The sequence below is a fragment of the Rhizobium sp. YAF28 genome (assembly GCF_052113285.1).
GTDB lineage: Bacteria > Pseudomonadota > Alphaproteobacteria > Rhizobiales > Rhizobiaceae > Rhizobium.
On the sequence record NZ_JBFRCX010000010.1, the window covers coordinates 226854 to 240863 of the forward strand.

At 61.2% G+C, this 14010-nt stretch carries 15 protein-coding genes; 6 read left to right on the top strand and 9 right to left on the bottom strand.

Annotated elements, in window-relative coordinates:
• Positions 1-25: 25 nt before the first annotated feature.
• Complete coding sequence (locus tag AB4Z13_RS23370) at positions 26-760, bottom strand: GntR family transcriptional regulator (protein ID WP_113319503.1); 735 nt, start codon at positions 758-760, stop codon at positions 26-28.
• A 198-nt stretch (positions 761-958) separates the two neighbouring features.
• Between AB4Z13_RS23370 and AB4Z13_RS23375 the strand changes: the two genes are divergently transcribed.
• The 3 genes from AB4Z13_RS23375 to AB4Z13_RS23385 are packed head-to-tail and all read left to right on the top strand — an operon-like array spanning position 959 to position 3175.
• Positions 959-2014 (top strand): alpha/beta fold hydrolase, encoded by a 1056-nt coding sequence (locus tag AB4Z13_RS23375; RefSeq protein ID WP_113319502.1) that lies wholly within the window; start codon positions 959-961, stop codon positions 2012-2014.
• The gene (locus AB4Z13_RS23380; RefSeq protein WP_310386039.1) at positions 2007-2849 is read left to right on the top strand and encodes a class III extradiol dioxygenase family protein; all 843 of its coding nucleotides are present in this window, start codon (positions 2007-2009) and stop codon (positions 2847-2849) included. Before AB4Z13_RS23375 ends, AB4Z13_RS23380 begins: the two co-directional genes overlap by 8 nt.
• Positions 2849-3175, top strand: coding sequence for a YciI family protein (locus AB4Z13_RS23385; RefSeq protein WP_113319501.1), 327 nt, complete (start codon positions 2849-2851; stop codon positions 3173-3175). Before AB4Z13_RS23380 ends, AB4Z13_RS23385 begins: the two co-directional genes overlap by 1 nt.
• A 153-nt stretch (positions 3176-3328) precedes the next feature.
• On the opposite strand, the gene AB4Z13_RS23390 is transcribed toward AB4Z13_RS23385, so the two are convergent.
• The 5 genes from AB4Z13_RS23390 to AB4Z13_RS23410 all read right to left on the bottom strand — a co-directional run bounded on the left by AB4Z13_RS23390 (position 3329) and on the right by AB4Z13_RS23410 (position 7675).
• The gene (locus tag AB4Z13_RS23390) at positions 3329-4195 is read right to left on the bottom strand and encodes an NAD(P)-dependent oxidoreductase (RefSeq protein ID WP_113319577.1); all 867 of its coding nucleotides are present in this window, start codon (positions 4193-4195) and stop codon (positions 3329-3331) included.
• Positions 4196-4261: 66 nt separating this feature from the next.
• Positions 4262-5320: a 4-oxalomesaconate tautomerase gene (locus tag AB4Z13_RS23395; protein WP_310386043.1), complete on the bottom strand. Its 1059-nt coding sequence runs from the start codon at positions 5318-5320 to the stop codon at positions 4262-4264.
• Positions 5313-5984 carry a 4-carboxy-4-hydroxy-2-oxoadipate aldolase/oxaloacetate decarboxylase gene (locus AB4Z13_RS23400; RefSeq protein WP_310386045.1) on the bottom strand — a complete coding sequence of 224 codons (672 nt, stop codon included), beginning with the start codon at positions 5982-5984 and terminating at the stop codon, positions 5313-5315. Before AB4Z13_RS23400 ends, AB4Z13_RS23395 begins: the two co-directional genes overlap by 8 nt.
• Positions 5984-6712 (bottom strand): PIG-L deacetylase family protein, encoded by a 729-nt coding sequence (locus AB4Z13_RS23405; protein ID WP_113319499.1) that lies wholly within the window; start codon positions 6710-6712, stop codon positions 5984-5986. Before AB4Z13_RS23405 ends, AB4Z13_RS23400 begins: the two co-directional genes overlap by 1 nt.
• A 3-nt stretch (positions 6713-6715) precedes the next feature.
• Positions 6716-7675, bottom strand: a complete 960-nt coding sequence (locus tag AB4Z13_RS23410; RefSeq protein WP_113319498.1) for a VOC family protein — start codon at positions 7673-7675, stop codon at positions 6716-6718.
• Between the two features lie 508 nt (positions 7676-8183).
• Here AB4Z13_RS23410 and AB4Z13_RS23415 point away from each other — a divergent pair.
• From AB4Z13_RS23415 to AB4Z13_RS23425, 3 genes are all read left to right on the top strand, one after another.
• Positions 8184-9104, top strand: a complete 921-nt coding sequence (locus AB4Z13_RS23415) for a methylenetetrahydrofolate reductase (RefSeq protein ID WP_113319497.1) — start codon at positions 8184-8186, stop codon at positions 9102-9104.
• Positions 9105-9135: 31 nt separating this feature from the next.
• On the top strand, positions 9136-10332 hold the full coding sequence (locus AB4Z13_RS23420) for a LysR family transcriptional regulator (RefSeq protein ID WP_113319496.1): 1197 nt from the start codon (positions 9136-9138) through the stop codon (positions 10330-10332).
• Positions 10333-10439: 107 nt separating this feature from the next.
• Complete coding sequence (locus AB4Z13_RS23425; RefSeq protein ID WP_113322660.1) at positions 10440-11411, top strand: D-2-hydroxyacid dehydrogenase family protein; 972 nt, start codon at positions 10440-10442, stop codon at positions 11409-11411.
• Positions 11412-11522: 111 nt separating this feature from the next.
• On the opposite strand, the gene AB4Z13_RS23430 is transcribed toward AB4Z13_RS23425, so the two are convergent.
• Genes AB4Z13_RS23430 through AB4Z13_RS23440 form a run of 3 tightly spaced genes read right to left on the bottom strand, consistent with a single transcriptional unit; the run spans position 11523 to position 13946 of the window.
• On the bottom strand, positions 11523-12449 hold the full coding sequence (locus tag AB4Z13_RS23430) for a dihydrodipicolinate synthase family protein (RefSeq protein WP_113322661.1): 927 nt from the start codon (positions 12447-12449) through the stop codon (positions 11523-11525).
• Positions 12446-13150, bottom strand: a complete 705-nt coding sequence (locus AB4Z13_RS23435) for a ribonuclease activity regulator RraA (protein WP_113322662.1) — start codon at positions 13148-13150, stop codon at positions 12446-12448. The genes AB4Z13_RS23430 and AB4Z13_RS23435 overlap by 4 nt, the downstream gene beginning before the upstream one ends.
• Before the next feature lie 10 nt (positions 13151-13160).
• Positions 13161-13946 carry an SDR family oxidoreductase gene (locus AB4Z13_RS23440; protein WP_162748009.1) on the bottom strand — a complete coding sequence of 262 codons (786 nt, stop codon included), beginning with the start codon at positions 13944-13946 and terminating at the stop codon, positions 13161-13163.
• Between the last annotated feature and the right edge of the window lie 64 nt (positions 13947-14010).

Below are 14010 nucleotides of genomic sequence, written 5' to 3' on the forward strand. Positions count from 1 at the left end.
CTGTTGAAGCGCGAATTACCTGAAATTACCGGTGAATCAGCGCAAGCCCCCTGATCTGCTCGATCAGGGTTGGGTCCTCCGCCAGAATGTATTCAAGATTGCGCCGCGCCGTGCGGGCATGCTCCCTGGCGATCGCTTCCGCGCGGCTGCCTTCGCGCGCTTCGATTGCACTGACGAGCGCCTTGTGCTGGTCCTGCGCGGAGCGCAGCGAACGACGGAAGGCGGTGATATCAGCCTTGTCGGGCAGGAAGGCCGACGGCGAGGCAAAGGGCAGCGAACTTGCCCGCTCCACCTCACGCCGAATGATCTCGCTACCGGCAAGCGCTGCAAGCTGATGGTGGAATTTTTCGTTCAGGTCGGAATAGGCGTCGAAATCGACATCGTCGAGCTGCTCGCCGAAACAAGCGTCGAGCTTGAGCACCGTCTGCCGGATATCCTCGAGCGCATCAGGTGTGGCACCTCGTTCGGCAGCGAGCCTTGCCGCCATGCCTTCCATGACGCCACGCACCTCGATGGAATCGACCACATCGGCAAAGCCGAAGCGACGGACCACAAAGCCGCCATTGGGCAGACGATCGAGCAGCCCCTCCTCCGTCAGCCGCGACATCGCCTCGCGCACCGGTGTGCGTGAAATATCAAGCGCCTCCGCTAAAGGCACTTCGAAGAGGCGCGTGCCGCCCTGCAGTTCGCCGCTCAAAATCTTTTCCCGCAACTCGATAACGGCGCGACGGCCATGCGTTGCGGCTTCACTCTGCTTCATCGGCGCCTCCAATCCCGGCTAAATGTATATAACAGCGCGAACGCATACAAAACCCCGCTTCAAGCCATCACTCTAGCACAGATTTGTATGCATATCAGAGGTAATGTCCGCAAAGTACGGCAATTATCATAGCCATATCCGCCAATCCCTTGACACAATGTATACATTTATGATGTCTGTCTTGCGGGAGGAAAATCGATGGCAACGCTCGTGCTCATTCCGGGGCTCGTGTCCGACAGCATTGTATGGGCGCCACTTGCCGAGGCTGTCGCGCAGCACATGGCGGTGCATGCAGCCGACGTCTCTCGCACCTCCTCGATACCGACCATGGCGGAAAGCATTCTCGCTGCCACCGACGGCGATCTCATTGCGGTCGGCCACTCCATGGGCGGGCGCGTCGCCATGGAAATGGCACGTATCGCACCGGACCGCATGCGCGGCCTGGTGCTCGCCAATACCGGCCATCACCCGAAACGCGACGGCGAGGAAATCAGACGCCAGCAGATGATCGACCTTGGCCACCGCAGCATGGAAGAACTGGCCGACGAGTGGCTGCCGCCCATGCTGAGCCCAGCTCGGCTGACGGATGCGGAACTCATCGCGAGCCTGCGCGCCATGGTGCTGCGAGCCGACCCCGATATGCATGAGCGGCAGATCCGCGCATTGATCAACCGGCCGAACGCTAGCGCCTATATAGCCGAACTCGGCTGTCCCATTCTGCTTGTCGCAGCGCGCCACGATGGTTGGAGCCCGATCGTCCAGCATCAGGAAATCGCGGACGCGGCATCCGATACAGAACTCGTCATCATCGAAGATGCCGGGCACTTCGCACCCGTAGAGCGGCCAGTCGAAGTTACGGCCGCAATCGCCAGCTGGCTGACGCGCAGATTTGGAGGAATTATGCTTGAGAATACCGCGACCATTCCCGATACGCCGCTCTTCGACCGGGCCGGCTCGATCCGTGGCTACCAGCTCAACAAGATGGCGATGGCGCTTGGTCAGCCTGCTAACCGCGACGCCTTCAAGGCGGATGAGGATGCCTATCTTGCCCGCTTCGGCCTGGACGATGAGGAAAAAGCCGCCGTCAAAAACCGTGACTGGCACGAGATGGTGCGCCTCGGCGGCAACCTGTTCTTCATCCTGAAGATCGCCGCCGTCGACCCGACACCGATCACTCAGATCGGCGCTGCACAGGCCGGCATGTCGCATGAGGATTTCCTCTACGAAAGACTGGGAAAGAAAAGAAATGGCTAAGATCATCGGCGGCCTCGGAACGAGCCACGTTCCCTCGATCGGCGCAGCACTCGACAAGGGCCTGCGCGACACGCCGGACTGGAAGCCTTTCTTCGATGGCTACGAGGCAGGCAAGCAATGGATGCGCGAGGCGAAGCCCGATATCGCCGTCGTCGTCTTCAACGATCACGGCAACAGCTTCTTCCTCGACCGCGTGCCGACCTTTGCCGTCGGCGTGGCGGAAACCTATCGGCCGGTCGATGAAGGCTGGGGACCACGGTCCATTCCCGCCTTCGAAGGTGCGGTCGATTTTTCCTGGCACTTCGTCGACAAGCTGGTCGAGCGCCACTTCGATCCGCTGGTCTGCCGCGAGATCGAGGTCGATCACGGCCTGCAGGTGCCGATGGAACTCTTCTTCGGCCGGCCGGAGCGTTGGCCGGTCAAGGTTTTGCCGATCTGGGTCAACACGATCCAGTATCCGATCCCCACCCCGCAGCGCTGCTGGGAAATGGGCAAGGTATTGCGCGAGGCGATCGAAAGCTGGCCGGGTGACGAACGCGTCGTCATCCTCGGCACCGGCGGCCTGTCGCATCAGCTTCAAGGCGCCCGCGCCGGCTTCATCAACCAGACGGCGGATCGCGCCTGGCTGGACGGCATTGCTGCCAATCCTGAACCTTATCGCGCCATGAGCCGCGAGGATTATGTCGAGCAGTTCGGTTCTGAAGGCGCAGAGCTCATCATGTGGCTGGTCATGCGTGCCGCCATGAACGAGCAGGTAAACCTCGTCCACAAGCACTATCATGCCCCTGCCTCCATGACCGGTGCCGGCATGATCGTTCTGGAAAACGCCGCTTGATGCCCGCCTTCTTCCTCATGCGCTGCTTGCACCATTCCGGGCAGGATAGCGCCCGCGACCTGCACCGCCCGGCCCATCGCGCCTGGGTGCAATCCGGCGGTGAAGGCCTCGCTACGGTGCTGATCGGCTCTGCCCTGCTCGATGACGGCGGGACCTCGATCGGCAATTTCGGCATATTGGAAACGGCTGGTATCGCCGAAGCGACAGCCTTTGCAGAGGGCGACCCTTTCAACAGGGCAGGCATTGTGGCAAAGATCGAACTCACGCCATTGCCTGCGACATTCCAGGCCGGACGCATCCGTGATCCGATGACACCGAGGACATAGAGTTTTAGTTCCGCCACGAGCGGGAGGGGTGCCCCGGAGAGGGGCAGATGAGGGGGCTGGCAAAGCAAGAGAGGGAACGATCGGACCGAGAGGGACGGTCGCTTGTGAGCTACGGCCCCCTCATCCGGGCCTTACGATCCCGACCTCGGATGCTCATCCCCTGTGAGGCCTCAACCGCAATTCCAGCGCACGTCGGACAGTTTCTTCCAGCTCGCCAGTCTGGCCGAGGCCGCAAGCACCCATGCGCTCCTGCACCTCGGCAATCTCCATCGCCAAGCCGCCTCGAAGCCCAAGCGCATCGAGCGTCGCAGCGCTTTCGCGCATCTCCGCCGCTCGCCGACGCCCGTGCCGCGTCGTACGCTCCATCTGGTATTCGGCAAATTGCGGCCAGTTGAGACCAGGAAAAGACCCTGAAAGCGAAGAGAGGATTTCCTCGTAACAGCCGGATGCCTTTGCTGCGAGCAAGGCCTCGACAGTGATCGCCTCCAGCCCTTTCACAAATAGCGAACGTACCATCTTGATCGCTGTTGCAGCACCGGCTGCCGGCCCCGCAATCTCTGCCGAAAAGCCGAAACCCAGAAGCTCCGGCAACAGCCGCTCAGCCGGAGCACCGGCGAGCAGTACGGGCGTCTGGTGCTTGCGCGGGTGAACCGGCGCCATGACCGCCATGTCGAGATAATCGCCGCCCGCCGCTTCTACAGCGAGAGCTGTCCCCCGTTTTCGGCCGGGAGACACGGAATTGATATCGATCACCACCTGCCCCTGACGCAGATGCGGCAGCAGCGGTTCGACCGCAAGCAGGCTCTGGTCGGCAGTCACGGCGCTGAACACCCAGTCCGCTTCCGAGAGCCCCGCAATGGTCTCGGAAATATCGGCGCCGCGGTTCCGCATCGCTTCGCGCACGGCCTCGCCGCCCGAGGCAAGCAGGATATCATAGGCGATGAAGCTCAGGCCCGGCCGGCTCAAGCCCTCGTGAAAAGCTCGCGCCGCTTCGCCGTAACCTAGAAACCCGATCCTCATCTCAGCCTCCTGTTTTGCGGATATGACGGCCTGTCCTTGTTGATCAGCAACAAAGTGCAGCAGCATTCACGCAAAGACATATCCGTCGAAAAGCTTACGGGCGGTCCGCAGCACTGCAGCATCGGTCACGACACCGTCCCTGACGGTCGCGACCACACTCATCTCCCCGGTCGGATGCTCGACCGAGATCAGTTTCTCGTTGCCATCGGGCACGACAGCCAGTTTTGCCGCCGGCCCTTCGGGCAGCAGGCAGGCCGTCGCCACACTGACGGCGCCGAGCACGCCGATCGCATCATGGCAGCGATGCGGAATGAAGGTGCGTGTCGAGATCGCGCCACCAGCTCTTGCCGACGAAACCATGGTCATCTTCGGCACGGATTTCTTCGCGACATCGCCAAGATTCATCATCGGCCCTGCCTTCAACCGGATCGCCTCAAGTTTTGCTTTGAGGTTTCCATCGGCTTCGAGCGTATCAGGCGTTTCCGTCCCATCGATGCCGAGATCGCTGGCGAGCATGACGACACAGGGCATTCCATTATCGATCAACGTGCATGCGACACCCTCGATGATATCGACGGCATGGCCGGTCGGCAGCAGGGCTCCACAGCTTGAACCTGCCGTATCTGCAAAGGTGATCGGCACCGCCGCCGCCGTGCCCGGCACGCCGTCGATACGAGCGTCACCCGCATAGGTCACACGGCGATCCGGCGTGGCGATCTTGGCGGTGGCGACCTGCCCGGTATTTTCCATGAAGATGCGGACTTCGGTCTGCTCATCCTCGGCCTCGATCAGGCCGCGCTCAATGGCAAAAGGCCCGACGCCGGCAAGGATATTACCGCAATTCTGCGCATCGGTGACGATGGGCTCGTCGACATAAACCTGCAGGAAAAGATAGTCGATATCGACGCCGGGCCTCTCGGACCGCTGGACGACAGCGATCTTAGAGGTCAGCGGGTCGGCACCTCCCATGCCGTCGATCTGTCGCGGATCGGGCGAGCCCATCACGCGCAGCAGAAATCCATCGCGATCCTCGGGCAGATCCTCAGCCAGGAAATAACCGCCCTTGGAGGTGCCGCCGCGCATCCACATGCAGCGAACGCCGTCTTGCGCGGCGGCCCTAGACATATTTCAGCCCCTTCTCCGTCAGCCGTTCGCGCATCTTGTAGATATCAAGCCCGAGTTCGCCTGCGGCAAGCCGCCGGCGCTTCTCCTCTTCCGCCGCGACCCGCTGCTCGGCCTTGCCGGCAACGTCAGCAGCCTCCTCCCGCCGCACGACACAGACGCCATCATCGTCGGCAACGATCACGTCACCTGGATTGACCAGTGCAGCGGCGCAGACGACGGGAATATTGACCGAGCCTAGCGTCTCCTTGACCGTCCCCTGCGCAGAGATCGCCTTCGACCAAACGGGAAAGTTCATCGTCTTGAGATCGGCAACATCGCGTACGCCGGCATCGATCACCAGCCCGCAGCAGCCACGCGCCATGGCAGACGTCGCCAGAAGATCGCCGAAATAACCGTCCTCGCAGGGGCTGGTTGGCGCAAGCAGCAGGATATCACCCGCTCTGATCTGCTCGATAGCCACATGGAGCATCCAGTTGTCGCCCGGAGGGGCGGAAATAGTCACCGCGCTCGCCGCAATCCTCGCACCCGGATAGATCGGTCGCATGTAGCTTGCGAGCAGGCCCTTGCGGCCCTGCGCCTCATGCACGGTCGCCACCCCGCAGGCAGCGAGACGATCGATAACGGATTGTTCCGCCCTCTCGATGTTCTGAACGACGACGCCCATCAGAGTTCATCCACCGTTCGCGGGAACACCGACTGGAAGCCCTCGGCATGTGTTGCCTTGCGGCCGCCCGACTGGCCGCCGGAATTGCGCATGAAATGATTGCCGCGGTTCTCGGCGACATTCCTGTAATAGTGCCAGAGATGCTCCTGTCCCTCCATGCACTGGATCGCCGCCCATTTCTTCTCCCAGACCGGTGAAATATCGAGGAAGACGTCGGGCTTCCATTCCATCTGCTCTGTCTGATGCGGCTCGAAGAGATAGAGCTGCGGCGCGCCAAGGACCTTCTCGCCGGGCTTATGCCCCCAGGCCTGCGCGATCATCCGCGCTTCGAGCGCCACCTGTGTCGCGTACATATGGTCGGTATTATAGGGATCCCACTTGGAGTGGCTGAGCATGAATTCCGGCTGCACGGCACGGATCACATCGACCAGCCGATACTTTGCCTCCTGATCCACGACCAGCGGATAGTCGCCGAGATCGAAGAACTGGATATCGTGCACGCCAAGCGCCTTCGCCGCATTTTCCGCTTCGATACGCCGCCCTGCCTTTACCTTTTCCAGGGTCATCCCGGCATTCTTCCAGAGCTTGGCGCTCTCGCCACGCTCGCCGTAGGAGAGGCACACGACCGTCACCTCGTAGCCTTTTTCCTGATGCAGTGCGATCGCACCGCCGCAGCGCCAGACGAAATCCGCCGAATGCGCGCTGATGACCAAGGCCGTCTTTGCCATGAACTAGTCCTTCGTCGCCACGGGGGGCGTGCCATGCGTGTGAAATGTCTCGATCGTTTTCAGGCCCCAGGCCTGGCCTTTCTTGCGCTCCGTCTCTGTCCAGGTCACGGTCGGCCAATCGGGGCTGAGGATCAGCCGAGCGCCGGCATTGGCGAGCTCGACACGGTTGCCCGCCGGCTCCCAGACGTAGAGGAAAAAGGTGCCCTGGATCGCATGCTTGTGCGGCCCGGTTTCGATATGGACGCCGTTCTCCAGAAAGATATCGGCCGCGCGCAGAATGTCCTCGCGCTGGTCGACCGCGTAGGTCACGTGATGGAAGCGACCCTTCGCACCGGTATGGTCCTCGGAATAGGCGATGTCATAGGTCTTGTTGTTGACCGTGAACCAGCAGCCTCCAAGCCGGCCATTGTCAAGCTGGATCTGCTCCGTCACCCGGCTGCCAAGCGCTTTCGTCATGAAGTCGCGGATTGCCCTGATATCGCTTGCGAGCAGGTTCAGGTGGTCGAGCCGGCGCGGACTGGCGCCGCGCCCATGATAGCGCTGGGCGATATTCTTCAGCGCTGGACGCTCCCCTTCGGGCGCCTCATAGACATGCGTGTCGTAATAGAGCTCGAAAATATGACCGTCCGGATCGGTAAAGCGATAGGCGCGGCCATGTCCCGCATCGCCATCCACCCAGCCGAGGCCACAGCCCATTTCCTCGATCACCTTCACACGCCGCTCCAGAGCTTCCGGAGACGACGTGCGGTAGCCGACATGGCCGACGCCCGTCGTGTGATGGCGCACCAGCTTCAACGTATGAAATTCATAATCATCGAAGGCGCGCAGATAGGCGACGCCATCTTCGATCAGGCTGGGTGTGAGCCCATAGACCCTTGTGAAGAAATCCAGGCTCTCATCGAAACGGTCGCTGTAGAGCTCCACATGACCGAGATGGGCGACGTCAAAACAGGGCTCGGTCATCCGGCAGGCTCCCAGGCGATGGCCTCACCAGCTTTCAAAAATCTCATGATGATCCTCCTCGCAGGCGAACGCCTCCACGTCCGCCTGCCATTGAAAATACTAGGAAGGTTGGCAGCAGCAGGCAACTTCGTTCTGCTGACGGGTCATAAGCTGAGGTTACAGATAGGGGCAGAAGTGGGCTGAAAGGACGGCTGCCAAGCCCTGCTCTAGCGACCGTCCACCCCGCCCGCACCTAGACAAAATGGATGGTTTTCAGCTCGATATAATTGTCGGGGCCCTCGATGCCGCCTTTAGCGGCCCTGCCCGGATTTCTTGACGCTGCCGGAGCGAATGCGCCGCCTACACGACAGGCACGTTCCTGTTCTTTTCGAGTTAAATGAATACCTATAGATCGAGATATCTGCAGATTTATCGCAATTTCACCCGAAATTGACTCATCTGGATTGAAATAGATTTCTTTATGTATACATTTTGAGAGGCGCAGAGGGGTGCCGAAGGGAGTGATGAAATGGCGTTGTTGAATTTTGCCGGCAAATCCAGGGAACGCACTCCTGAGCCGGAATTCGCAGACATGATCGAGGGTTGGTCGATCGAGGTCATGCCACGTACGGCCGCTAAGATCGATGACTTTCGTGCATTCCTGCCGACGGGGACCCGAGTCTATATCGCTCATCTCGACGGCACCCCGATCGATGATATGGTGGCGACGGCAAGGCGGCTAAGCGCACAAGGGTTTGCAGTCATGCCGCATCTCCCGGCCCGCAGTATTCCTGATGTCAGCACATTGGCGGACTGGCTGGAACGATATCGGGGCGAAGCCGATGTCCGCCAGGCTCTCCTGCTCGGTGGCGGCAGGAACACGCCTGTAGGCGATTTTCACAGTTCCACACAATTGATCGAGACCGGGCTTTTCGACCATCACGGCTTCACGCATCTGCATTTTGCCGGTCATCCGGAAGGCAGCCGTGATGTCGATCCGGACGGATCAACTGCCCTGGCCGATCGGGCACTGCTCTGGAAACAGGATTTCGCCTCGCGTACCGATGCGCAGCTTGCCATCACCACTCAATTCACCTTCGATCCTCAGCCTGTCATCGACTGGGCGGAACGCATCCAGGCAGCCGGCGTCACCATGCCCATTCATGTCGGCATTGCCGGTCCAGCCAAGCTGCAGACATTGATCAAGTACGCAATCTCCTGCGGCATTGGCCCCTCGATCAAGGTGCTGCAGAAGCGCGCCATGGACATGAGCAAGCTGCTCTTGCCCTACGAGCCGACCGATCTGGTCGCTGCCTTTGCCGATTACAAAGCAGAAAAGCCTGAAAGCCTCATCGGCCAACTGCATATCTTCCCGCTCGGCGGCATCCAGGTGGCGGCAGACTGGATGAACAAACACCGTTCCGTCGAAACATCGGTCGCGCTACCCTGAGAAGCCCCTCCCCGGGTCCTCAGGAAGAGCCATGCCGACGCCCAACCATCCAAATATCAGACATATCAGGCTGTTCGTCGCCTGCGCCGAGACCGGCTCGCTGACATCAGCCGCAGCCATTCTCGGTATCACCCAGCCTGCAGCATCCCAGGCCTTGCGGCGGCTGGAAGAGCTTCTGGACGCAACCCTGGTCGAACGCGACGCCATGACGCTGACGGCAGAAGGCAAGATCGCCCAACAGCGGTTCCGTCGCCTTCTTGGTCTTATCCGTCAGGCCTGTGGACCAGCGCCAAAAGCGGCAATCGGCGTTATCGAGATGCGCCTCACATGGCCGCACCTGCGCGCCATTGCGACATTTGCCGAACATGGCAGCTTCAGCGCCGCTGCCCGCACGCTGGAGCAATCGGAACCGGCCGTACAACGCGCCGCTCGCGAAGCCGAAGCCATCATCGGCATTTCCCTTTTCGAAAATTCCGGTCGCAATGTCCGCCTGACGGCTGCAGGCCTTTCCGCCGCCCGCTGGTTCAACCTGGCGATTTCTGAATTCGAAAACCTTCGCCACGAGCTGCTGGAGGCACGCAATCACTATGCCGGCCGTATCTCGATCGGCACCCTGCCACTGACCCGAACCTTCCTGGTGCCCGACGTAGTCGCACTTCTCGCCAGCCGCTATCCGCTCGCGCGCTTCGAAATCGTGGAGGGCAGCTACGGGGTGCTGATCGACGATCTCGAGCGCGGCCGTATCGATATCCTCGTCGGCGCGCTGCGCAGAAGCCTCATCTCGAAAACGCTGCATCAGGAACCGCTCTTCGATTTCGATCTCAGCGTCGTCGGACGGGCCAACCATCCCCTGACGCAGCGCCGGGAGATCACCCCTGACGATCTCGCAAACTACCCCTGGGTCGTCGCCCGCCGCGACACGCCCTCGCGCGAAACCTTCAACACCGTGGCAGCAACCTTTCCGAAGGACAAGCCTGCCCGCCAGAGCGTCGAGACCGGCTCGCTCAATGCCATCAGGGGCGTGCTCCTGAAGTCCGATCACCTCGCCCTGCTCTCCCGCCATCAGATCCGCTATGAGCTAGAGGCAGGCTTTCTCGCCGCGATGGATTATCCGCTGCCGGATTCGCGCCGCCCCGTCGGTGTCACGCTGCGCCGCCATTGGCTGCCGACGGCCCTTCAGGCGGAGTTTCTGGCTTTGCTCAGGGAGCATTCGGCAGAACTCGACTAGCCTATGCCTCTCTCACGATTGCGCGAGCGGCCACCATATCCTCGGAATATGCGATAATGGTTCTCTGACCAGGGCGCCAAACACCGATATTTCATGGAGTTCTTCGAATGCCTTTACGCTGTGCCATTCTCGATGATTACCAGCGCGTCGCCCTCTCCATGGCCGACTGGAGCGGCATCGAGGGGAAGGTCGAGATCAATCGTTTCGACGACCATATAGCCGATACCGACACGCTGATCGGCCGGCTGGCGGACTATGACATCATCATCGCCATGCGGGAACGCACCCCTTTCGACGCCGAACGCCTCGGTCGGCTGCCGAAGCTGAAACTGCTGATCACGACCGGCATGGCCAATGCCTCGATCGACATGGCCGCTGCCACCCGCCTCGGCATCACGGTTGCCGGCACGCGCGGTTTTGTCGGCTCAGCCGCTGAACTCACCTGGGCGCTGCTGATGGCGCTGGTTCGCCATATCCCCTCGGAAGTCGCCAACTTCCGCGCAGCGCAAAATCCGTGGCAACTCTCCGTCGGGCGCGACCTCAGGGGGCTGACACTCGGCGTCGTCGGCCTCGGCAAGCTCGGCCAGCAGGTCGCCACTTACGGCCGCACCTTCGGCATGAACGTCATCGGCTGGTCGCGCTCCAACACGCCGCAGAAAAGTGCCGATCTCGGCATCGGCTACGCCGCCTCCCTCGATGAACTGCTATCCGCCGCCGATATCGTCACGCTGCATCTCACCCTCAATGCTGAAACAAAAGGCATCATCGGCAAGCGCGAACTCGACCGCATGAAACCGGGTGCCATAATTCTCAACACATCCCGGGGACCACTTGTCGACGAGCAGGCACTGGTCACAACACTGGAAAGCGGCCATCTCGGCGGCGCCGGCCTTGATGTCTTCGACGAGGAGCCCCTACCCGCAAACCACGCGTTCCGGCGGCTCGCCAATGTCGTGGCGACCCCGCATCTCGGCTATGTGACGGAGGAAACCTATCGCATCTTCTATCGGGATGCCGTGGAGGATATCGCCGCGTGGATCGACGGAAAACCGGTCCGGGTTCTGAATTCTCCGAAGTAGGGCGAGAACGACTGCTTACACATTGCCTCGCAGGCGAGCGCCGCCATCGAGCGAGCGGCGGTGCATTTTGAACAACAAGGCTCCCCGCTTTGCCGCGGGGAGCCTTGTTCGTCAGACCGGTGCGCGAGGATCGTGCCGCGCAAGGCGGCGCAGCAGGTAGTCGACCTCAGCCCGTGCCGTTGCACTGAGCGCGCTTCCAGGCTTGCGCTGCGCATCCGAGGTGATGACGCCCCGGCGCATGAGAACATGCTTGCGGACGGCAAGGCCGACGCCGAGCTGCTGCTCGTAGCGGATCAGCGGCAGATGGGCATCAAAGAGATCATGCGCCTCATCGCGTTTTCCCGCAGCAAACAGATTGACCAGTTCGACAAGCATGTCCGGGAAACCGTAGCCGGTCATGGCGCCGTCAGCACCACGCTCCGGCTCGAAATCGAGGAACATGCCGCCATTGCCGCAGAGTATCGAGAAGGGCCGAAGCTCGCCGGCTTTCTGCATGGCGCGCAACTTTGAGATCTTCTCCAGCCCCGGCCAGTCCTCGTGCTTGAGCATGACGCAGGAGGGATGATCGGAAATGATCTTGGCAACCACGCTGGCCGACATGACGACCGTCAGCGTCAGTGGATAATCCTGTAGCACCCACGGAACGTCAGTGCCGACGGCCTCAACAGCCTGCGCAAAATACTGGACGATCTGCTCATCGGTGCGAAGCGCCGGCGTCGGCGCGATCATCACGCCGGCAGCCCCCATGTCCATCGCATCGCGGGCGAGCGAACGCATCGCCGCAAAGCCAGGTGCAGAGACGCCGACAACGACCGGCACTCTTGAACGGCCGACCACCTGGCGAATGATTGCTCGCGATTCCGCCGGCTCAAGCTTCGGAGCCTCGCCCATGATCCCGAGGATGGTCATGCCGGTAACGCCGCTGTCCTGATAGAAGTCGGTCAACTTGTCGATTGAAGGCGCGTCGAGAGTACCATCAGGCAGGAATGGCGTGGTCGCAATTGCATAGACGCCCTTTGCGTCAGTTCCGAAGCTCATTGTGCATCCTTCCACGCCTGATAGCGTGCCTTCGTTTCCGCGTTCATGGGATAGAGACCAGGCAGAGGCACGCCCCGGTCGATTTCGGTCATGATCCAGCCTTCCATGCGCTCCTGTTCCGGCGCTTCGGCAAGCACCGCATCGAGCAAGGCGGCTGGGATAAGCACGGCGCCGTCCTTGTCCGCAACGACGATATCGCCGGGGAAAACAGCAACACCACCGCAGGCGATCGGCTGTTGCCAGCCGACGAAGGTCAGCCCGGCGACCGAGGGCGGCGCAGCCATGCCATCGCACCAGACGGGCAACTCGCTCGCAAGCACCCCTTCCAGATCGCGCACCACACCATCGCTGACCAAGGCCGCGACCTTACGCTTCATCATCCGGGCGCACAGAATATCGCCGAAGATACCGGCATCCTGCACCCCCATCGCATCGACCACGGCGATGCATCCCTCGGGCATATCCTCGATCGCCGCCCGCGTGGAGATCGGCGAAGCCCAGCTTTCGGGCGTTGCCAGATCCTCACGCGCCGGTACGAAACGCAGCGTGAAGGCTGGGCCGACCACCCGCTCCTGGCCCGGCCTTAGCGGCTTTGTACCGCGCATCCAGACATTCCTGAGCCCCTTTTTCAGAAGCACGGTTGTCAGAGTCGCCGTGGAGACGCCCTTCAGAGTTTCGATAACGGCTGGATCTAGAGACATGGATTGCACCTCATATGCTCTGGATGAGGCCGCCGTCGATGCGGATGACGGAGCCGGTAATATAGGATGCGCGCGGGCTGGCGAGAAAAGCAACCGTGTCGCCATATTCCTCCGGCCGGCCGTAACGCCCGACAGGAATGGCGGCTGTGCTCTCCGCCGTCACTTCTTCCACCGGCCGGTTTTCGCGCTTCGCCTTCTGCTCGTCGAGGAAAGTAATGCGGCCGGTCGCGATGCGCCCCGGCAGCACGATATTGGCGGTAATCCCATCGCGGCCGATCTCACGGGCGAGCGTCTTCGACCAGCCGACCAACGCCAGACGCAGGCTGTTGGAAATACCCAGATTGGGGATCGGCGCCACGACGCCAGATGACGTGGACGTAATGACACGGCCCCAACCGCGCGCCTTCATGCCGGGCAATACGGCATCCGTCACGGCAATCACCGAACGCACCATCATGTCGAAATATTTCGACCAGGTTTCCGCCGATTGACCGGAGGCCGGTGTTGGTGGCGGTCCGCCCGTATTGTTGACGAGGATATCGACGGCCCCAAAAGTATCGGCGATCACAGCCAGCCTCGCCTCGATAACAGAGAGATCGGCGATATCCCAGCCGATCGCCAGCGCCTTCCCTCCAGCGGAAACGATGCCTTCCGCCGTCTTCCTGGCCGCGGCTTCATCGATATCGGCAACGGCGACGCGAACGCCTTCCGAGGCCAGCGACCGGGCAATCGCGCCACCCAAACCACCACCAGCGCCGAACACCAGCGCGGTCTTTCCATTCAATTGCATATCCAAGGCAGATACTCCGGTTTCGTCAGCATTATGGCGATCACGAAAAGAAGAAAAATCTCGCTTTTTC

Bases quoted from the DNA above. Each gene is read 5' to 3' on its own strand.
- AB4Z13_RS23420 (WP_113319496.1), top strand. From the start codon at position 9,136: ATGCCGACGCCCAACCATCCAAATATCAGACATATCAGGCTGTTCGTC.
- AB4Z13_RS23410 (WP_113319498.1), bottom strand. From the start codon at position 7,675: ATGACCGAGCCCTGTTTTGACGTCGCCCATCTCGGTCATGTGGAGCTC.
- AB4Z13_RS23405 (WP_113319499.1), bottom strand. From the start codon at position 6,712: ATGGCAAAGACGGCCTTGGTCATCAGCGCGCATTCGGCGGATTTCGTC.
- AB4Z13_RS23400 (WP_310386045.1), bottom strand. From the start codon at position 5,984: ATGGGCGTCGTCGTTCAGAACATCGAGAGGGCGGAACAATCCGTTATC.
- AB4Z13_RS23435 (WP_113322662.1), bottom strand. From the start codon at position 13,150: ATGTCTCTAGATCCAGCCGTTATCGAAACTCTGAAGGGCGTCTCCACG.
- AB4Z13_RS23370 (WP_113319503.1), bottom strand. From the start codon at position 760: ATGAAGCAGAGTGAAGCCGCAACGCATGGCCGTCGCGCCGTTATCGAG.
- AB4Z13_RS23395 (WP_310386043.1), bottom strand. From the start codon at position 5,320: ATGTCTAGGGCCGCCGCGCAAGACGGCGTTCGCTGCATGTGGATGCGC.
- AB4Z13_RS23385 (WP_113319501.1), top strand. From the start codon at position 2,849: ATGCCCGCCTTCTTCCTCATGCGCTGCTTGCACCATTCCGGGCAGGAT.
- AB4Z13_RS23415 (WP_113319497.1), top strand. From the start codon at position 8,184: ATGGCGTTGTTGAATTTTGCCGGCAAATCCAGGGAACGCACTCCTGAG.
- AB4Z13_RS23390 (WP_113319577.1), bottom strand. From the start codon at position 4,195: ATGAGGATCGGGTTTCTAGGTTACGGCGAAGCGGCGCGAGCTTTTCAC.
- AB4Z13_RS23380 (WP_310386039.1), top strand. From the start codon at position 2,007: ATGGCTAAGATCATCGGCGGCCTCGGAACGAGCCACGTTCCCTCGATC.
- AB4Z13_RS23375 (WP_113319502.1), top strand. From the start codon at position 959: ATGGCAACGCTCGTGCTCATTCCGGGGCTCGTGTCCGACAGCATTGTA.
- AB4Z13_RS23425 (WP_113322660.1), top strand. From the start codon at position 10,440: ATGCCTTTACGCTGTGCCATTCTCGATGATTACCAGCGCGTCGCCCTC.
- AB4Z13_RS23430 (WP_113322661.1), bottom strand. From the start codon at position 12,449: ATGAGCTTCGGAACTGACGCAAAGGGCGTCTATGCAATTGCGACCACG.